20 protein-coding genes and 2 tRNA genes are annotated in these 19,751 nt (G+C 42.2%); 10 read left to right on the forward strand and 12 right to left on the reverse strand.

Going from position 1 to position 19,751, the window contains the following annotated elements:
- Positions 1-16: 16 nt before the first annotated feature.
- The 9 genes from E4N65_RS10130 to secA form a co-directional block, all read right to left on the reverse strand.
- Positions 17-625, reverse strand: coding sequence for a hypothetical protein (locus E4N65_RS10130; RefSeq protein ID WP_253673132.1), 609 nt, complete (start codon positions 623-625; stop codon positions 17-19).
- A gap of 281 nt (positions 626-906) precedes the next feature.
- Positions 907-1,536: a hypothetical protein gene (locus E4N65_RS10135; RefSeq protein ID WP_253673133.1), complete on the reverse strand. Its 630-nt coding sequence runs from the start codon at positions 1,534-1,536 to the stop codon at positions 907-909.
- A 242-nt stretch (positions 1,537-1,778) separates the two neighbouring features.
- The gene (locus tag E4N65_RS10140; RefSeq protein WP_253673134.1) at positions 1,779-2,078 is read right to left on the reverse strand and encodes a HigA family addiction module antitoxin; all 300 of its coding nucleotides are present in this window, start codon (positions 2,076-2,078) and stop codon (positions 1,779-1,781) included.
- 13 nt (positions 2,079-2,091) lie between these two features.
- Complete coding sequence (locus tag E4N65_RS10145; RefSeq protein WP_253673136.1) at positions 2,092-2,373, reverse strand: type II toxin-antitoxin system RelE/ParE family toxin; 282 nt, start codon at positions 2,371-2,373, stop codon at positions 2,092-2,094.
- 434 nt (positions 2,374-2,807) lie between these two features.
- A complete protein-coding gene (locus E4N65_RS10150; protein WP_002669546.1) occupies positions 2,808-3,266 on the reverse strand; it encodes a hypothetical protein in 459 nt (152 codons plus the stop codon).
- 232 nt (positions 3,267-3,498) lie between these two features.
- Complete coding sequence (locus tag E4N65_RS10155; RefSeq protein ID WP_253673138.1) at positions 3,499-4,125, reverse strand: DUF6710 family protein; 627 nt, start codon at positions 4,123-4,125, stop codon at positions 3,499-3,501.
- Position 4,126: 1 nt separating this feature from the next.
- A complete protein-coding gene (locus E4N65_RS10160) occupies positions 4,127-4,954 on the reverse strand; it encodes a hypothetical protein (RefSeq protein WP_253673139.1) in 828 nt (275 codons plus the stop codon).
- A 154-nt stretch (positions 4,955-5,108) separates the two neighbouring features.
- Positions 5,109-6,290 carry an adenylate/guanylate cyclase domain-containing protein gene (locus E4N65_RS10165; protein WP_253673140.1) on the reverse strand — a complete coding sequence of 394 codons (1,182 nt, stop codon included), beginning with the start codon at positions 6,288-6,290 and terminating at the stop codon, positions 5,109-5,111.
- Between the two features lie 441 nt (positions 6,291-6,731).
- Complete coding sequence (secA, locus tag E4N65_RS10170; protein WP_371921838.1) at positions 6,732-9,476, reverse strand: preprotein translocase subunit SecA; 2,745 nt, start codon at positions 9,474-9,476, stop codon at positions 6,732-6,734.
- A 220-nt stretch (positions 9,477-9,696) separates the two neighbouring features.
- On the opposite strand from secA, the gene E4N65_RS10175 reads away from it, so the two are divergent.
- The 6 genes from E4N65_RS10175 (at position 9,697) to E4N65_RS10200 (ending at position 12,354) form a co-directional block, all read left to right on the forward strand.
- Positions 9,697-9,770: transfer RNA gene (locus E4N65_RS10175), tRNA-Arg, on the forward strand.
- 20 nt (positions 9,771-9,790) lie between these two features.
- Complete coding sequence (locus tag E4N65_RS10180) at positions 9,791-10,039, forward strand: hypothetical protein (protein WP_044014910.1); 249 nt, start codon at positions 9,791-9,793, stop codon at positions 10,037-10,039.
- A gap of 88 nt (positions 10,040-10,127) precedes the next feature.
- Positions 10,128-10,556 (forward strand): 50S ribosomal protein L13, encoded by a 429-nt coding sequence (rplM, locus tag E4N65_RS10185; protein WP_044014908.1) that lies wholly within the window; start codon positions 10,128-10,130, stop codon positions 10,554-10,556.
- Between the two features lie 17 nt (positions 10,557-10,573).
- The gene (gene rpsI, locus E4N65_RS10190) at positions 10,574-10,963 is read left to right on the forward strand and encodes a 30S ribosomal protein S9 (protein WP_044017141.1); all 390 of its coding nucleotides are present in this window, start codon (positions 10,574-10,576) and stop codon (positions 10,961-10,963) included.
- Positions 10,917-11,579 (forward strand): regulatory protein RecX, encoded by a 663-nt coding sequence (locus E4N65_RS10195; protein WP_253673142.1) that lies wholly within the window; start codon positions 10,917-10,919, stop codon positions 11,577-11,579. Before rpsI ends, E4N65_RS10195 begins: the two co-directional genes overlap by 47 nt.
- 16 nt (positions 11,580-11,595) lie before the next feature.
- Positions 11,596-12,354 (forward strand): TPM domain-containing protein, encoded by a 759-nt coding sequence (locus E4N65_RS10200; RefSeq protein ID WP_253673143.1) that lies wholly within the window; start codon positions 11,596-11,598, stop codon positions 12,352-12,354.
- Between the two features lie 104 nt (positions 12,355-12,458).
- On the opposite strand, the gene E4N65_RS10205 is transcribed toward E4N65_RS10200, so the two are convergent.
- Positions 12,459-13,646 carry an integrase catalytic domain-containing protein gene (locus E4N65_RS10205; RefSeq protein ID WP_253673144.1) on the reverse strand — a complete coding sequence of 396 codons (1,188 nt, stop codon included), beginning with the start codon at positions 13,644-13,646 and terminating at the stop codon, positions 12,459-12,461.
- 149 nt (positions 13,647-13,795) lie between these two features.
- Here E4N65_RS10205 and E4N65_RS10210 point away from each other — a divergent pair.
- The 4 genes from E4N65_RS10210 (at position 13,796) to E4N65_RS10225 (ending at position 17,769) form a co-directional block, all read left to right on the forward strand.
- Positions 13,796-13,869: transfer RNA gene (locus E4N65_RS10210), tRNA-Val, on the forward strand.
- Between the two features lie 390 nt (positions 13,870-14,259).
- Entirely contained in the window at positions 14,260-15,606 is a 1,347-nt protein-coding gene (locus tag E4N65_RS10215; protein WP_253673146.1) for a YgeY family selenium metabolism-linked hydrolase, read from the forward strand.
- Between the two features lie 55 nt (positions 15,607-15,661).
- Positions 15,662-16,861 (forward strand): knotted carbamoyltransferase YgeW, encoded by a 1,200-nt coding sequence (gene ygeW, locus E4N65_RS10220; protein WP_044014890.1) that lies wholly within the window; start codon positions 15,662-15,664, stop codon positions 16,859-16,861.
- 110 nt (positions 16,862-16,971) lie between these two features.
- Positions 16,972-17,769 carry a metal ABC transporter permease gene (locus E4N65_RS10225; protein ID WP_253673148.1) on the forward strand — a complete coding sequence of 266 codons (798 nt, stop codon included), beginning with the start codon at positions 16,972-16,974 and terminating at the stop codon, positions 17,767-17,769.
- A gap of 156 nt (positions 17,770-17,925) precedes the next feature.
- On the opposite strand, the gene era is transcribed toward E4N65_RS10225, so the two are convergent.
- Positions 17,926-18,813 (reverse strand): GTPase Era, encoded by an 888-nt coding sequence (era, locus tag E4N65_RS10230; RefSeq protein WP_253674835.1) that lies wholly within the window; start codon positions 18,811-18,813, stop codon positions 17,926-17,928.
- 93 nt (positions 18,814-18,906) lie between these two features.
- Complete coding sequence (locus tag E4N65_RS10235; protein WP_253673150.1) at positions 18,907-19,749, reverse strand: RnfABCDGE type electron transport complex subunit B; 843 nt, start codon at positions 19,747-19,749, stop codon at positions 18,907-18,909.
- Between the last annotated feature and the right edge of the window lie 2 nt (positions 19,750-19,751).

Genomic DNA, 19,751 nt, shown 5'->3' on the forward strand with positions numbered 1-19,751 from the left:
GAAATTATATCCTTTATTACCAAACTGTTATTTCAGTATATTCTGTAATAAGTTCGCCATCATCAAAACTATATACAATTTTTCCTATGAAATTTTTTTCATTTTTCATTTCTTTAACCAACCAATATTTTTTAATTTCGTTGAACATATTTCCATGATTGTTTATTATTTTATTTTTAATGATAAAAACTTCTCCATTCTCTGACTGATAGGAAAAACTATAAATCATCATTTTTTTCCATGATATATTCTTATCTACTAAAAAACTGAAATCATCATACAAAATACCAAATGGCCATGTTTGTACGGTATGAGTCCAAAGCACAATATTGTTATGATTTTTAGAATCGGTATTTTCTTCATGACAAAAATTATACTGTTGAAAAACCCAATGTGGATAACTTTTAGAATTTATTTCAAAATTTATCGCATAGCAGTTAAACAGATATATACATATAAATAATAGTGAAACTGTTCTTTTCATTTTTCCTTCTAAAAAAGCAGGCCAGTGGCCTGTCGCCATAACTAACGCTTGACCTGCATTTGTGACTTTGCCGACGCACTTAGCAGCGGCAAAGTTGGCGAGAAAGTTGCATAAAAAGGGAGCTGCGTCAGCAGCGCCCACTCAAGCAACTTTCGTGACAAAACAAATGTCAGGTTAAAGCCGTGTTATGGCAAAATTATTTCTTTTACAGAATTAGATTTCTTAATTCCTTTTTTCATTAAGAAATATTTTGTACTGTTTTTGACAGCGTACCCTTCTATTATGATATTTTTCCTAAGCGGCGTAAAGTCGCGTACTATCGATTCTTCGCGCAACCCCTAAAGTTCAATTCCATTTTAGAAAGCAAGCTCGACTTGCTTTCTAAAATATTCCTTTTTTCTATAAACCTTATTTCTAAAAAATTAAAGAAAATTTATATATCTATTTTTCTTTCCTCCGAAATGTTGGCATACAATTTCTTCATGACCATCTTCAAATATAAGATTAATTTCCAAATTAATTTCCACTGTATCATCTTTTTTGTAAGTAATCGGAATTTCGAAATAAATACAATAATCTTCTGTTTCTGGATATTCTTCATGTTTGAAGTTTACAGTCTTATATTCTTTGAAATATTCAAGGTATTCATCTTCTCTGTCGTATTTTGAAGTAATTGCTGAAGGGTATATTTCTGTTATATCCATAAATACCATTTCTCGTCCATTTCGAGTCCAACTACTTGAATCCATAAAAGAAGAAGAATTTCCATTTTTTATTAATTCATTATTAAGAATTTCAGCTTTTATAATTTTCCCAGATTTGCTTTGTATTTTAAATTGAAAATAATATCGTCTACGATAATGAACAAAAAAAATAGTATAGCCTTCATAATCATAGCTTGGAAAAAAAGATGAATCTATATAGACATTTGAATCTTCATATTCTGCATTACTATTTTCATATGCATCATACATTAATCCGACAAAGAAAAATCTATATACAAGAAAAAGAAATAATAAAATTGAAGATGTTATAAAAAATACTTTCTTCATTTTTCTTTCCTAAAAAAAGCACGCCAATGCGTGTCCGCCTAACGAGGCGGCGGATAAGCTGCAAGAAGCGAGAAAGTCTTTAGACTTTTGAGCTTTGCCGTCAGCTTAATCCGCGTGTTGGACGGCGCTGTGCGCCGGACGACAGGCGGAGATTCCGCCGCCCCGTTGAACGGGCGCGAAGCGTCCGTTCAACATTGTTTTAAACCGCAAAACCGTAGGTTTTGTCAGCTTTGAAAACGGTGTTAGGCTATCTGCTTACACTTTTGAATTTTCTCTAAATCATTTACGAGTTTTACCTCTGCTTCTCTTAAATCCAATTCATTCTGCATATTAAGCCAGAACTTAGAAGTCGTTCCAAAATATTTAGAAAATCTTAAAGACATTTCGACCGTTATTTTTCTTTTTCCGTGAACTAAATCTAAAATTGAACTGGAAGAAACCCCTAAATCTTTTGAAAGTCGATACGGAGTAATATGTAAAGGTTCAAGAAACTCTTCTACTAAAATTTCACCAACTGTTGGTAATTCAAATCTTTCATCCATAGCATCCCTCCATTTAGTGGTAATCCACAATCTGTACTTCATAAGCTTCATTATTTAGAAACTTAAACTGTATTCTCCATTGATTATTTATTCTTATAGAACAATAGTCTTTTAAATCTCCAAGAAGATGCTCAAATTTATTTCCTGGAGGTATCCTTAAATCATCTTCTTTTTCCGCTGAATTAATTATCAATAATTTGGCGAATGCTCTCTTATGTATTTCAGGCGGAAGCTTAGGTGATTTACTGCCTTTCCAGATTTTTTCTGTTTCTGAATCTGCAAATGATTTAATCATAATTATATTATCTGTTATTAAGATATATCTGTCAAGTAGCTATATATCATTATTAAGGAATTTGTATATCAACTAAATAAAACGCAAATATAATATATCCAACTATAATAATCGTATAAATAATCTTATTCATTAATTGATATTTGCTTTCTAGAATTGAAAATCCTAAAATAAGTAAAAATAGAATATATAAGATACTAATACATACATATACATAAAAGCCTGTATATATTCCCTGAAAATCAAAAACTTCATAAAGTAAAAACAATGAAACTATTGGTATACAAATTGAAAGTATCAATAATATATTCATTATTAGATATTTTTTATTCATAACTTCTTAAAATTACCACGTCAGCGACGTGTGAGCATAACATCTGCTTAACCTGCATTTGCGGCTCGTCCGCAATGTCAGGTTGAAGCGGGTGTTAGGTTTATGGTCTCGGTCTAAATCCAATATCATTACTTTCACTTGATATTATTCCATCCATATATTTAATATCAAATTTACCGTCTCCATAATCACTTAAACTTGGCTTATTTTTATACTTGTTTATATACTCATCATTTTCAAAATTAGGTAATTCTCCATTCTCTTCTACATATTTAATTACATATGCTTTTAATTTATAAAGTTCTTCTTTTATTTTATTTGTTCTATGTATGTCAAAATAAAATCCAAGTAATGCAAACATTAAAGTTACAATAACTCCGAATGATAATAGATTAACTTTTTTATTTTCCATTGATTTCTTTATAAATAATATGGAAATAATAAGACCTATAAGGCATCCCATTGCAACAAAAATAATTCCAAGAGGTAGTATTAGCCCTCCTAAAAATGATATTCCTGAAGCAAGTAATAATAATATTCCATACACAAAACTAAGCATTGCCTACCTCTTTTTTAATAATATTTATTTTTCGATAACATATTTTTATACAATCTAATTCACACTTTATATCCGAATCAATTCATCAAGTTGATGTTATTCTGAAAAGTACAATCAATGCTAGGGAAAACTTAATTCCTTTAATTTAAAGATAAAACAAGCGTGCAACGTCAGCCTAACATTCGCTTAACCTGCTTTGCGGCTTGCCCGCAATGTCAGGTTGAAGCGGGTGTTAGGTGTTTTGTTTCCTTTCAACCAAAATTTTTCCTATCATAAATAATTCCCCTAATTCATCAAAATACGGTCTATTTATCTTGTGATTTGATAGAGTTCTAAAATATTTTCCATCAAAATCAAAATCATTTAATACGGGCGAATAATCAACTTTTTGGTGGCAATGAATAATCCCTTTTCTATAAAATCTACCAGTTGCAATTGAATGATTGCCACTATATGCAAAGTAGATATTAAAAGGAGCTATTAAAGTTACATCATGATTAAGCGTATCTTCTTTCAATAAGAAACCTTCTTGTCCAAAGTCACTTAATAATGGGAGCAATCGTGATTTATTCCACGGAAAAGCTAAAATAGAATCTTTTGATAAATCTAAAATACTTTCATTTTGAGAAAAAACAACTTTTCTCCAAAAATTATAGTTTCGATATTTTGTATAAAAGTCCACAAATAATTGTTCTAATCTTAATGAACCTAGAAAATAGTGTTCTGTTTCTTTCAAAACTGAATTTATAAACTTGCTGACAATTAGATCTGAGCAAATAGTAAAAGCAATATGCAATTCTTTAAAAGGAAGCTTTTCTAATTCTTTGTAAATTTTTAATCTTTTATAAAAACTCATCATTTTATTGTCTTTCTTCTTTGATGGAATCGTCTGTTAAGACAATTTTATTATTTCCTTTAACAGTCGTTGCTTCAATCCAGATAGTCGTTCCTTTCTTATTCACAAAATATTCTGAATCGGCGGGAAAGTATCTAAAATGTCCACGTCTGAAATGAGATGAAACCAAATGAGTTTCGCCTGTTCCTGATTTGATTTTAATTTTATCTGTGATTTTAACTCTGAATTTAGGACATGAAAAACTACTGTCCAGTTTAACGTCTTTAGGAATCCCGTTTACTACGCAATCTGAGAAACAGTTTATATAAAATAATGTATTAACTGCTAATTTTATAAGGCATCCGATTTTTGAATTAATTCCTTGTTTGAAAAATGCAAGATAACTTTCTTCTGTATTATCGATTATAAAAAAAGTCAAATCATTTTTTTCGTCATTTTGTGCAATTCTAAAAACATAGCCATTAGGTTCATCTGGAACATGGATACAAAATTGAATATGTTTTTTAGATTTACTATCTAAAATTGGATATAATGTCTCGTAACTTTGTTCATTTATAAATTCAATTGCATTTTTCATATTTGGTAAATCAATGTTTATAAGAAAATTTTTTAGTTCTTTATCAAGAAAATACAAATGTAATAAATATCCTTTAATATCACAGTATAATAAATCAAATCTATTATCAGCGTGTATATTTTGATTTGTATTCTTTGTAATTTGGGCTATCTTCTTTCTATATTCAAGTAATGCGTCATCTTGTTTTTTGTACTTTTTATAAAATTTTTGTAAATCTTTGTACTCAGAAACTAAACATTTCCCATATTTACCCATATTTTATTACTCCATGCAACTGCATATCTTGCATACACATAACATTCGCTTAACCTGCATTTGTGCCTTTGCCGACGCATAGCGGCGGCAAAGTTGGCGTAAAACTTGCGGTGCCGTATAGGCACATTAAGCAAGTTTTATGACAAAACAAATGTCAGGTTGAAGCGGGTGTTAGATCTTTTTCGTCCAACCAATCAGGTAATTCTGGTTTAATTGCATCAAAATTTAGATCAATATCATAAGCTATCATACTGCCTTGATTTTTAAATGCGTGTGTTTGGATTTTCTTAGTAAAAAAGCAACTATATTTTTCACTTATAACTTCAAATGCAGATTGATTTAAGTAAGTATGATTCGCCGGTGCTGAAGAAAGACGGCAGGCATAAACAACAGGAATTCCGACGACTGTTAAATCGTTACTAATAGATGTTAGACAAGTTTCTCCATAATCAATTCCAATTCCCAAACCAACATCAGATCTTACTACTGTAAAACTATTATAGTATTTACTATACTCGATTTGAAAAAGTTGGTGTGCTTCTGCCGCAGTTTTTAAAGCATAGTAAATTGCATCTTCTCCAGAATAAAAATCTGGAAAAAAACAGAGTAGCCCATCACCTGTAAATTTGTCATATACACCATAGTTAGAAGTTACTATCTCTACAAATTTTAATGAAATATTAGTGATAAACTGTGCAAACAACTCAGGAGATTTCGCATTTAGCATTAATTGTGTTGAATCTCGAATATCTATTGAAACAACTACTGATTTACAAATTGAGTTTAATTTAAATCTTTCTGCAAACTTACTATCCTCACACAATCGCTTTTGAGCATATTCATTTACTCTTGGTAATAAATGACTTAATAATTTATTAACTTCAAATTCTTTTAATTTTTCAGTCAATTCATCAATTTTTTTATTTTTGTTTTCATCATTTTGTTCTAACTGCTCAATTTCTTTGTACTTTTCTCTTAGCTCTGTCGCTAGTTTGCTTAGTTTTGTTTCAAGCTCATTTTGTCTTGAATAAGCAGTATCATTTTGCCCGAAAATATTAGAGTTTATACCGAAAGAATTAATATTTTCAAATAAATTTAAACAACTCTTTGGATAAATTGATAATCCGCTTATTTCAGTTGCTCTATTTAAAATACTTGGTGATACACTTGGCAATGAACTTATTGCTTGTAAAACAGTCGATGCCATAGGTCTAACAGTGGGTAATTTACTAGCAGTTAGTACACTGTTCACAGTTTCTGTAATATTATTAGTAGATAACCCTGGTATATTCATTTTTTTCTCCTTATGTGCCGCAGGGCGACATCCATCTAACACCTTTTCGACCCTTCCTCATAATATCATACGAACACCCCATTTGCAATCTAAACTATCGCGGATTAAACCAATGACATCTTTCTACCATAATACCCACCGGAACACAGCATCAACAGCCAGATTAGGCATATCCTCACTAAACAAGCTAAAGCAAAATCCCATCCTGTCTATAGGACACTGACGCCAAGACCGCGGACTGCCACCTATCAGGCGCGCACATCTCTGTACAGTACCTGATAACAAGTTTGAGGAAATATCAAACTTGTTCCTAAATAGAATCGGATGTATTTATGAATAATTTGTGAACACAAAGGGTAAAAAGGCGGCTTTACAGGTCTGCCGGAAAAGCTGCCTCAAAATAATCAGGAGAGGGACAAAATTGCAACGGGAACACCCCAAAGAGTGTCCCGGTCATATCATACAGATTCGGCGTTATGCTGCTTACCTTCCGCAGCAGTGCTTGTATTTTTTGCCGGAGCCGCAGGGGCAGGGATCGTTTCTGCCGACTTTAGGCGCGGTGCGTACTACTTGGACGTTTTCCGGCTTGCTGCTTGACCCCATCGGGGAGCTGCTCTGCCGGAAAGAAGCCATGGAGCTGTGGTGCGCGGAGCCTTGCGGGATGCGGCGGTTGGGAGTACGCGAAGCAGGTTCTTCGGTGCTAATCCGTACCAATACCAGTAAGGAGGCAATGGAGAAGCGGATTTCATCGAGCATCGCATAGAAGATGTCGAAACCTTCAAGCTTGTATTCCGTAAGCGGATTTTTTTGACCGTAAGAGCGGAGGTAGACAGCTTCGCGCAGGGCTTCCAGATTTTCCAAGTGATCGAGCCATTTACGGTCTATCGCCTGTAAATACTGGTAGCGGATAAACATATTAAGATTTTCATTGCCGGCAAGCGCAATCTTTTCTTCGATATTTGCTTTGAGCGCGGCGTAGATTTTCTGCTGCAAGGCGCTGGTGTCGGCAGCATGGGCTAGCTTCGTGTCCTCATCGCTGAAAATGTAGCCGAATTTTGCCTTGAGATTTGCTTGTAGCTCCTTGAGTTCTTCCGGTTTTTCCTTGCGGGAACCGTGCTTGAACTGCTCGAATGCATCATCGAGGTATTCTTCTACCGTGGCATAAATGCGCTCAACAAGATTTTCATCCTGCAAAATTTTATCGCGCTGTTCATAGATAAAGCCGCGCTGTTCGTTCAGCACGTCGTCATATTCAAGGAGATGCTTACGGATATCGAAGTTGCGCTCTTCAACCTTGGTTTGCGCCTTTTCGATACTCTTGTTGAGCCACGGATGTTCGATCGGCTCGCCGGGTTCCATACCGACCTTTGTCATCACCCGCTTGAGATTTTCACCGCCGAACAGACGCATCAAATCATCATCGAGGGAAAGGAAGAATTTTGAACGCCCCGGATCGCCCTGCCGTCCCGAACGTCCGCGCAGCTGATTGTCGATACGGCGGCTTTCGTGCCGTTCGGTACCGATAACATACAAACCGCCGAGCGATTTGACTTCCTTGTAGTCTTCCTGCCACTTCTTGTATTCCTCTTCGTATATTTTTTGATACACTTCCGGCTCGGCTTCGGTTCCTGCCCGTCTGCGCGCCCTAAATTCGGGACTGCCGCCGAGCTTGATGTCGGTACCGCGTCCTGCCATGTTTGTTGCAATCGTAACCGAACCTTTTGCGCCCGCTTCCGCGATGATGAGCGCTTCCCGTGCGTGGTTCTTCGCGTTCAATACCTCGTGGCGGACACCTTTCCGGGTAAGCAGCGCCGAAAGCTTTTCTGATTTTTCGATAGACACCGTACCAACCAGTACCGGCTGTCCGCGTTTATGCGCTTCGGCAATTTCGTTACAGAGCGCTTCCCATTTTTCCGCTTCATTCAGGTAGACCACATCGTGTTCGTCCTTGCGGATAACCGGCAAGTTGGTCGGGATAACCACAACATCGAGCGAGTAAATCTTGTTGAATTCAACCGCTTCGGTGTCTGCCGTACCGGTCATACCGGACAGCTTGTCGTACATACGGAAGAAGTTCTGAAAAGTGATAGTCGCCATCGTGCGGTTGCGCTGAGCAATGCGGATATGCTCTTTCGCTTCGATAGCCTGATGCAAGCCGTCCGAATAGCGGCGTCCTTCAAGAATACGCCCGGTGAACTCATCGACAATCTGCACCTGCCCTTCTTTTACGACATAATCAACATCGATGTGATAGAGGATGTGGGCGCGTACTGCCTGCGTAAAGTAGTGGATATATTCAAAGTTCTCTTCTTCAAAGAGGCTGCCGTTGATTAAGCCCTGTTTTTGCAGGATATCCTGAATATGCAGCATACCGGAGTCGGTAAAGGACACGCGGCGGCTCTTTTCGTCGAGGGTGTAGTCGCCGACAATCTCTTCCCCTTCCAGCTCATTGGGATACTCACCGGTTTCGGGATTTTTCTTAACCTCTTCAAGCTGATCGACGAGCTTATCGACATCAAAATACCGCCTAGTGTCGTCCTCAGCGGAACCGGAGATGATGAGCGGTGTGCGCGCCTCGTCGATGAGGATGGAGTCTATTTCGTCCACAACCGCGAATGAAAAGCCGCGCTGCACTTTTTCTTCTATTGTAAGCTGCATATTGTCGCGCAGATAGTCAAAGCCGAATTCGTTGTTGGTACCGTAGGTAATGTCCGCATTGTAGGCAGCTTTCCGCGCGGCGTTGTCCATGTTGGAAAGGATTGCGCCGACACTGACTCCGAGATATGCGTAGACGGGACGCATCCAATCGGCGTCGCGCTCTGCGAGGTAGTCGTTGACGGTTACAATGTGTACACCCTTCCCGGAAAGGCTATTGAGGTATGAAGCGGCGATACTCATCAAGGTTTTACCTTCACCGGTCTTCATTTCGACGATGCGTCCCGAATGGAGCACCAGCGAACCTAAGAGCTGCACATCGTACATACGCTCGTGCAAAATACGCCGCGCCGCCTCCCGTGCAAGCGCAAAGGCTTCGGGGATAAAGGCATCGAGGGATTCGCCTTTTGCAAACCGCTCCTTAAACTCGGCGGTCTTTTTCGTAAAATCTTCGGGAGCAAGAGCGAGCGCCCATGCTTCTTTTTCATTTATTTGATGAAGAACGGGCAGCAATGCTTTAATATCCCGTTCGTGCTGTGAACCGAAAACGGCTTTAATTATTTTATCTGCAATCATTGTATCAATGTACAGCGATTCGCCTGAAATGTCAATTTTCGGAGAAAAGACCGATAAAGCATCTCTAAAAAATCGCTTAGATTTTGAGAGGTTCCTTATACTTTAAAAAGGAACAACACGAGGGCTTGTAAAAGGCCGTTTTTTTTTTTATACTCACTAAGATACAGGCTGTTTAAGAAGCATAGCTGATATGCCGATATAGGCAGCATAATCTTTTGATCCGTTAGCTCAGGTGGATAGAGCGGTTGCCTCCTAAGCAACAGGTCGCACGTTCGAATCGTGTACGGGTCATTCTTTAATAGGAGGTTGGTATGATTGCGCTTATTATTGGGGCAGCAATGATTCTCTTTACAGTCTTTGCAGCGCTTCCGCCGGAGACTGCCGGTTTCGGACTCGGCTGGGGAAAAGATATTCTACTCTTTTTGCGCGGCGGCTTACCGATTTTTACAGCCTTTGTCGGATTAATTGCTGTGTTCATCGGTATTGCAGATATCAAAGACAAGCAGGATGCGAGAAAAGAAGAAGCAGCGATGAAAGTTGGAGAAAATAAAAACGAATAAAGTTCTGCGGGTTGACTGCATAGCCGCTTTTTTGATATAGTGTTTTACCCACATTATCTGCAATAAAAATATATAAGGTACACAAAAGATGAAGACAATTTTTTATAAAGAGCGTGAAATACCGCGGAGCTGGTATGTTATCGACGCTGCAGGAAAGCCGCTTGGGCGGGTTGCTGCAAAAGTTGCTGCAATGGCTCGAGGAAAGCACAAGGCTCTCTATGCACCCCATCAGGAATCGGGCGATTATATTATCGTTATTAACGCCGATAAGGTTGCCGTTACGGGGAATAAAGACAAGGATAAGATGTATCACCATCACACAGGTTTTCCCGGAGGACTTAAGTCCGTCAATTTTAATACCCTTATCGGGAAAAAGCCGACCGAACCGCTGTATATTGCGGTAAAAGGTATGCTGCCCAAAGGCCCGCTCGGGCGTAAACTGCTTAAAAATGTGAAAATTTATGCAGGTAGCGAACATCCGCATGCGGCACAAAATCCTGTTGCGGTAGCGTTATAATTTTAGGAGAAATGGTTGTGAAAAATATCGGAATAGGAACAGGACGAAGAAAAACCTCGGTAGCACGGGTTTATATCCGCGAAGGGAAAGGTTCGGTAACCGTCAACAATAAGAATATGGACGACTACTTTGCCACTCCCGAGCAGGTTCAAATGGCAAAACGGCCTTTGTTTGTTACCGGCAGCGATACCCGCTATGATATCATCATTACCGTATATGGCGGCGGTTTAAACGGACAGGCAGGTGCTTGTTCACACGGTATTGCCCGTGCGCTTGCACAGGTAGATGCCTCTAACCACAGCTCACTTAAAGCGAATGGCTTATTAACTCGTGATTCCAGAATGGTTGAACGCAAAAAGTATGGCCAACGCGGTGCTCGCCGACGCTTCCAGTTCAGCAAGCGTTAATCCTACCCTTATTGCGGTGGAGCATACATCCTCGGATACCGTCAAACTGGTACTCTCCGGGGATGTTTCTATCGTAAGCCGGTTTTGTTACTTTGATGAACCGCTTGCGATAGAGGAGCTTCCACTCACCCTTACAGAATCCCAAACAGAATATCTCTATCAAGCAGGCCGGCGTTTCTTAGCTGAAAAACAAGCTGCTGCCTATCTTAACCGTGCCGAACATTCTTCTTATCAACTAACAGTCAAATTGCAAAAAAAAGGCTATATAAAAAACGAATATCAGCCTGCGTTGGATTATTTACGTGCTGAAGGTACGCTTGACGATTCCCGCTTTGCCGGTGCATATTTACATACGAGGAGCCTTTCAAAAAAAGAAGGATATTCGCGTCTCTTTTCGGAACTGCGTAAACGCGGAATCGCTGCGGACACGGCAAAGCAAGCGCTCAATGATTTTTTCGCAGAGATTGACGAAGCAGAAGTATGCGAAGGAGCAGCACGCAGCCTTATCCGTAAGGGTTATACCGAACAAAAACTCTACAGCGCCCTTCAACGAAAAGGCTTCCCGTTCTCTATGATCAAACGATGTCTTACACGCCTTTCCTCCGCCGCATCATAAAACTAAAGGGGAAGCTATGAAATTTTCAAAACATCCTTTCCGGTTTATCATTATTGCCTATCTTTGTGTGCAAAGCGCCTTTCTGTTTGCGCTTGACGTTCCGCCCCTGAACGGCCCGGTCAACGATTATGCACATATATTCACAGCAAGCGAAACGCAGGAATTAAATGCGTATTTATATAGTATTGACCGCCAAAGCGATTTACAGATAGCGGTATTGACCATTCCTTCGTTGGAAGGCGAAAGTCTTGAAGATTATTCCATCCGCGTTGCGGAAAAATGGCAGATCGGACAAAAAGGCAAGGACAGCGGCGTTATCTTAGTAATTGCCGCACAAGACCGCAAGCTGCGTATCGAAGTGGGCTACGGCCTCGAGGATCGTATCACCGATGCACAAAGCAGCAGGATTATCCGTTCAATCATCGCACCTCACTTTAAACAGCAGGAATACGGAAAAGGTGTTCTTTTAGGGGTAAAAAACCTTGCAGGGCTTGCGCTTCAAGATGAAAGCCTCATCAGCGAGGCTGTAAAAGAAGCCGACCGGCAGGATGACGATTCTATTCCGCTGCCGCTCGTCATTTTCCTGATTATTATCTTTCTGCTCGGTTCCCGTTTTATGCCCGGCGGTTTATTCTGGCCGTTGCTATTCCTTTCGGCAGGACGAAGAGGCGGTTATTCGGGACGCGGCGGAGGGTTCGGCAGTGGGGGCTTTGGCGGCGGTTTCAGCGGCGGCGGTGGACGCTTTGGCGGCGGCGGTTCTTCCGGCTCGTGGTAACAGTTTCGTTATCGCACATTATCACATCGGGGGACGTATTTACTCACGTAAAAATCTAACCGAAAGGATTGCGGTTACTCAAGTAAAAATCTAACCGTAGCTATCTATGACCAAGGCTGAGCCATAGAGATAAGTTTACGCTGCAAGTATTGCGTTGTTTCAAGCAGCTGTTGTAAATCCAAGTTGTTCTTCCTGCGGCACAGCTCAGCTTTTACCGCCTCGCTTACATCAGAGCTTTCCATCAGCCTGCAATACGGCGTCTTTGCCGTATCATATTTTTTTATGACCTTTGCGTCTATCCGTTTTTTTGAAATAATTTTCATCGAGGGAAAAAAGAAATTGACGAGTGCATTGTACTGCTGATAAAGGTTAGCCATGACCGCTCGTGCCGCTTCTCCCTCAAAGCGATAGTAACCGACGATGCGTCTTACGACACTGTCATTTTTCTGTTCAACAAAACAATTATCATTCTTTTTATATGATCTGCTCCGAGTGAAAATAACTTCATTACTTTTACACCATTGCAACAGCTGTGTATTTTTGAACTCACTTCCGTTGTCGCTATCAATACCTTTCATCTGAAAGGGGAGCTTCTCTTTCACATCTTCTATCGCTTCTTTTACCCAGCGGTGAGCTTTGTTTAAAAGTGCTCGGTTTTCTGTCCAGTCGGAATGGACATCGGTAAGGGTAAGCGTGCAAATATACTGTCCTTGGGTACTTATGCCGCAGTTGGCAACGGTGTCAACCTCAAAAAAACCCGGCTTACGTTCATCCCAATCGAAAAAGGTGCGGATGGGAATGAGCTTATTAAGATTCTTTGCAGGTCGTGTTGTTGAAATACCGCGGATGGAATGTTTTGGGATTTCCGGTTTGAGAATCCTGCCGACTGTCGCGCTTGATATGCGGGCGAGTTTTGCTTTCAGTTTTTCATCATAGCCGAACTTTTGAGTAAAGTAATCGATATTATCCCGAATGAACGGCACAAGTCGTTTTGCACACAGATACATCGAAAAAATCCACAGCCGGATGACTTCTTGTTGTACGTCTTGACCGTAGTATTTTTCATAGTTCCGCTTTTTACGTGTCTTTGTAATGACCTGTACGCTCTGTCTTGCGACATTGTTAAAGTGCGTGACCTTTACATATGCACTGTTTTTCAGAACGTGAATGGCATACTTTCGATTGTAACCGGTTGTTGCAATGAACTCATCGATTATTTTCGTCTTGCTCTTTTTGCTTGCCGTACAGTAACGCTTCGCCGTCTCTTCGGTTAATTCCTTTTTCGTTTTCATGTCTAACCCCATTGCGCCCTTCCTTTGGGCTTCTATTTTGGGTTAGATTTTTACGTGATGCACCGCTTCTTTTTCGGTTAGATTTAACGTGATGCAATGCGGGGGATTGACATTTTCATCCGGTTTATATATAGTCTCTTCTGTTATTAGGGCGCTTAGCTCAGCTGGTACGAGCGTTTGGTTTACACCCAAAATGTCGGCGGTTCGATCCCGTCAGCGCCCATAGTTCCTTTCCTTGCTGTATATAGCCTTAAACAAAAAATACCGAAATTCATACTTTTATTCCATCAATTCCCTTTATGTGTTTGCCTGTTTCATACAAAATACAGCATTCCATTTAATTCCGCTCTCTCCCACTCTCTTTTGCTCATTCAATGTTCATTGTTCGTCTCTAGGACTGCCAAAATCACCTAACAGTTGACTTTTTTACAAAGCTAAAAAAGAATTAGTATAGCTAAAAATTTTTTAGAAGATTATGCTTGACAGAAGAATTTTTCACTTCTATAATTAAATTAGCCTAAGGTTCCTTCTATAAATACATTGTTACGGGAGCCGGGTTTCATATCAATATCGTATCAAGCAGTACGCTTGAAAAAACGATAGAGGAGGAAGCATGAGTTTGGATTTTAACAAGATTAAAACTGCTGCAGAAGGATACAAGGCCGACATGACCGCCTTCCTTCGTGAAATCATCCGCCTTCCCAGCGAAAGCAGCCAAGAGGGTGAAAAAGCAAAACGCATCCAAAAGAAAATGGATGAGCTCGGATTCAACAAAACATGGATTGATCCGCTCGGCAACGTAATGGGATGGATGGGCACCGGCCCGCACATTGTTTGTTTTGACGGCCATATCGATACGGTTGGTATCGGTAACCGCAGCAACTGGAAGTTTGACCCCTATGAAGGATTTGAAGATGACATATTCATCGGCGGCCGCGGGGTTTCCGACCAAACCGGCGGCGTTGTTTCTGCTATGTATGCCTGTAAGATGATGAAGGACTTAGGTCTTCTCAACGATAAATACACCGCTATGGTAGTCGGCTCCGTACAGGAAGAAGACTGCGACGGTATGTGCTGGGAGTATATCCTGAAAAAAGACGTCAAAGTTCCCGGTTACGAAAAACTCTGCAAGCCCGACTTTGTTGTTTCTACCGAACCGACTGACGGCGGTATCTACCGCGGACACCGCGGACGCATGGAAATCCGCATCGATGTTAAAGGTATTTCCTGCCACGGCTCCGCACCGGAACGCGGCGATAACGCAATCTACAAGATGTCCGATATTCTGCAAGAAGTACGCAAGTTGAATGAAAACGACGCGGCTGACGGCACTGAAATTAAAGGGCTCGTCAAAATGCTGGATAAAAAATACAACAAGGAATGGGAAGAAGCAAACTTCCTTGGACGCGGAACCGTTACCGTTTCCGAAATTTTCTATACCAGCCCGAGCCGCTGTGCCGTTGCGGACTCCTGTTCCGTTTCGCTCGACCGCCGTATGACGGCCGGAGAAACATGGGAATCATGCTTGGAAGAAATCCGCCAGCTCCCCGCCGTCAAAAAATACGGAAAAGATGTAACGGTCTCGATGTACAACTACGACCGGCCGTCATGGACGGGAGAACAATACCCGATCGAATGCTTCTTCCCCACGTGGGTATTGCCGAAAGAGCACGTCGTTGCACGTTCGATGATCGAATCGTATAACAATTTATACGGCGATAAGCGTATTGGCCCGAAAGATCAGATTGCTATGCGCGAAGCACGCCCGCTCGTTGACAAGTGGACATTCTCTACAAACGGCGTTTCCATCATGGGACGGAATAAAGTTCCCTGCATCGGTTTCGGCCCGGGCGCGGAAGCACAGGCTCATGCCCCGAACGAAATTACGTGGAAACAGGACTTGGTAACCTGCGCAGCCGTATATGCCGCACTGCCGTCCATATACGTTGAAAAGTTATAAAAGGAGTCTCTGGAACTTCGAGTTTTAGGGATACCCATATCATAGAGGAGTAATTATGGCCTTGATTATGGATCCGTACATTACAAAGCTCAATAGCTTGAGCTTTAAGAAGATGTACAACAATGACTTTTTCCTTACATGGGAAAAGACCTTCGATGAAATTCTTGCAACATGGACGGTAGCCGATGCGCTGCGCACCTTGCGGGAATCCAACATTTCTACAAAGATTTTTGAAAGCGGTCTCGGCATTTCGCTGTTCCGCGACAACTCAACCCGCACACGGTTCAGCTTTGCATCAGCCTGTAACCTGCTCGGTTTGGAAGTACAGGATTTGGACGAAGGCAAGTCTCAAATTGCCCACGGAGAAACCGTCCGCGAAACCGCTAATATGGTTTCGTTCATGGCAGACGTTATCGGTATCCGCGACGATATGTACATCGGTAAGGGTAATACCTACATGCACACCTTTATGGATGCGGTTGCCGAAGGTAATAAGGACGGCGTGCTCGAACAGCGCCCGACCCTCGTTAACTTGCAGTGCGATATCGACCATCCCACCCAGATTATGGCGGATACCCTCCATATCATCCACGAGTTCGGCGGATTGGAAAACCTCAAAGGTAAAAAAATTGCGATGACATGGGCATATTCACCCTCTTACGGTAAGCCGCTTTCCGTTCCGCAGGGCGCAATCGGTCTGTTCTCCCGCTTGGGAATGGACGTTGTACTTGCACATCCGGAAGGATATGAAGTAATGCCTGAGGTTGAAGAAGTCGCGAGAAAACAGGCAAAGGCATCGGGCGGTTCCTTTACCAAGACCAACAGCATGAAGGAAGCCTTTAAGGATGCAGACATCGTGTATCCCAAGAGCTGGGCGCCCTTTACCGCAATGGAAAAACGGACGAACCTCTACGGTGCAGGCGACTTTGACGGTATCAAAGCGCTCGAAAAAGAGCTGCTCGCTCAGAACGGCCACCACAAGGATTGGGAATGCACCGAAGATATGATGAAGCTGACCAAAGACGGTAAAGCACTCTATCTGCACTGCTTACCGGCAGATATTACCGGCGTCAGCTGCAAAGAAGGTGAAGTTGCCGGTTCAGTATTCGACCGCTACCGCGTGCCGCTCTACAAGCAGGCAAGCTTTAAGCCGTACATCATCGCTGCAATGATCTTCCTTGCAAAAGTACGCTATCCGCAGCTTACGCTGGAAGAACTCGAAAAACGGGGAACACTCCGCCATACCGGACTATAATAGTTAAAAATGAACCGTTAAGGAGCTGAGAATACGCAGCTTCGGTTGTGTATCCGGCTCCTTAATCCCCCTGATAGCCCTTATCCATAAAATCTGATAGTATAGCCGCTATGTTGAAATATGCTTTTATGCAGAACGCCTTTATTGTGTCGTTCTTTATCGGCATTCTCTGCCCATTAATCGGTATTTTCCTTGTTTTGCGGCGATACTCGCTTATCGGGGATACGCTTGCACACGCCTCGCTGACGGGGATTACGCTCGGGCTGGTTACCGGTGTCAATCCCATCATCGGAGCCTTTACCTTTACCTCTGCGGCAGGTGCACTCATCGAAGCGCTGCGCAACTATTTTAAAGAATACAGCGACCTCATCCTTTCCATCGTCCTTTCGCTCAGTGTCGGTATTGCCATCACCTTGATGAGTTCGGGGTTGATACGCACCAATGCGGAAGCCTATTTGTTCGGAAGTATCTTAACGGTTTCAACCTCCGATGTTATCACCGTGATTGTATTGAGCTTTTTTGCCGTTACCGTATTGGCTGTGCTGTATCATAAGCTGCTGTATATAACGCTCGATGAAGACATCGCGTATGTCATCGGCATCCGTGTAAAGACAATCAATTATATTTTTTCGATTTTAGTAGCGGCAACAATTGCCGTTTCCATCAAGATAGTGGGCATTCTCGTACTCAGCTCGATGATTGCCCTGCCGGTTGCAGCAGCGCTCCAGCTACACGTAGGCTTTAAGCGGACGGTGTTTTTTTCAATCTGTTTCGGTATCGCGGACATTATGCTCGGTCTTGTCTGTTCGTACTATTTAAACGTCGCCCCCGGCGGTTTTACCGCGCTTATTTCGGTTTTTATGCTGTTGCTGGTGCTGATACTAAAAAAGCTGCGAAGTCCTTTTTGAAAATATACGGTGCATCTACTTCGTTGCTGCGCACAAATTAATTCTCAACGTATCAAAGATACGCCTGCGATTAATTTGTGCTCGCGCCTCGTATCTGCATCGTCTATTTTCAAAAAGCTTACGGAAAGAGCACCTAATGCGTTTGTCATGCTTTCCCTAGTCGAGAAAGACAGACTGCAGCACCCTGTCTTTTTGGCGCCAGTTTTTATCGACGCGCACCTGTAAATCCAGCTGTACTCGGTATGGGAAAATTTTGCGCAGCTCTTTTTGGGATTCTACCCTGATTGCTTTAATCATCGCTGCGCCTTTACCGATAACCATAGCCTTTTGACTTTCCCGCTCTACGCACAGAAAGGCACGGACAAAAAGTTCCTTACCGTTCTTTTTCATCTCCATATCCTGAATATCAACATACAGCGCATGGGGGATTTCTTCGTAGAGGCGGCTGATTGCCTGCCCGCGGATAATTTCGGCAATACGGAAATCTACCGGCTGATCGGTATAAAAGTCTTCGGGATACAAAAGTTCGCCTTCCGGCAGAAGGGAAAACAGTGCGGCAAGCACGGGCTCTAGTCCCGTTTTTTCCTGCGCGGACAACTCGAAAATCCGCTCTTGCGGCAGATCGGGTAAAGCCTGCATCACACTCAAGCGGGTTTGCCCCGGACGCGCTGCGGGACTATCGGTTTTATTAATACCGGCAATCAAGCGGTCTTGTTTATTTTTCAGCAATGCGCAGATCGCCAATTCTTCTTCGCCGAACGGACGCGCTGCATCGATAAGATACAGCACGGCATCAGCTTCCTGTAGACGGTTTTCCGCAATGAGCTGCATCCGGCGGTTTATTTTTTTTTCACTGATATGGTAACCGGGCGTATCAAGGAAAATAATCTGCCCCTGCTCCGCCGTAAGGATACCGCGGACGGAGCTGCGCGTGGTCTGCGGCAGTGCGGAAACAATCGATACCGTTTCGCCGCAAACACTATTTAGAAATGTTGACTTTCCGGCGGAGGGGCGTCCGATAATACAGACGACCCCGCTCCGCATTTTTTTATCCGGCATATTTGCTAATCCTGCTCGATATTACCGAGCATTCGCTAAACATGCCGGTAAGCCGTAATTTAATATATTTCGCACAAATTAACACGCTTCGCACGCGCTGCAGGGCGACAGCACTGCAATCTTATCTTCCACTAAGGCAAGAACCTTTGTCGGACAGCCTTTGATACAGATACCGCAGGAATCGCACAGGTCATAATTAACTTCGGGGATTCCGTTGATAACCTTTATCGCACCTGTCGGGCAGTTCTTTTCGCACTTCATACACTTGATACAGCCGCGTTTACAGTTTTTCATAATAACGGCTTTTCTTGGGTTTCTGCAAGAACAAAGCGCAATGGAACCTTTCCGGGAAGTAGATACGGTCGTCAATATGTGCTGAGGACAAGCCGCAACACAGACTGCACAGCCGGTACATTTTTCATAATCGACGTGCGGGATACCGTCCTCTCCGACATGGATAGCGTCAAAAGGACAGGCCATTTCACAGTCGCCGAGGCCGATACAGCCCCAATCGCATTCCCGCAAGCCGTTTACGGAAATCTTTGCGGCACGGCAGGTCTTAACACCGACATAATCCGCTTTTTCCTTACAGACATCATGGGAGCCTTGGCAAAGCAGAACCGCTACTTTTGCATCGGCAGATGCGGAAACACCCATAATCGCACCGACTTTCGCCGCAACGGGACCCGCACCGACGGAACAGCCGTTTACCGGCGCATTACCGCTTGCAACCGCTGCCGCAAAACCGTCGCAGCCCGGGAAACCGCAGGCGCCGCAGTTAGCACCCGGAAGCACTTCACGGATTTTTGCCACCGTTTCATCAGGGGCAACATAAAACAGCTTTTTAAAAAATCCTAGTAAAAAGCCTATTGCTACGGACAATACCAGCGAAACAATAAGCGTTAAAATGATTATTTGCATAC

The organism is Treponema sp. OMZ 855 (assembly GCF_024181145.1).
Lineage (GTDB): Bacteria > Spirochaetota > Spirochaetia > Treponematales > Treponemataceae > Treponema.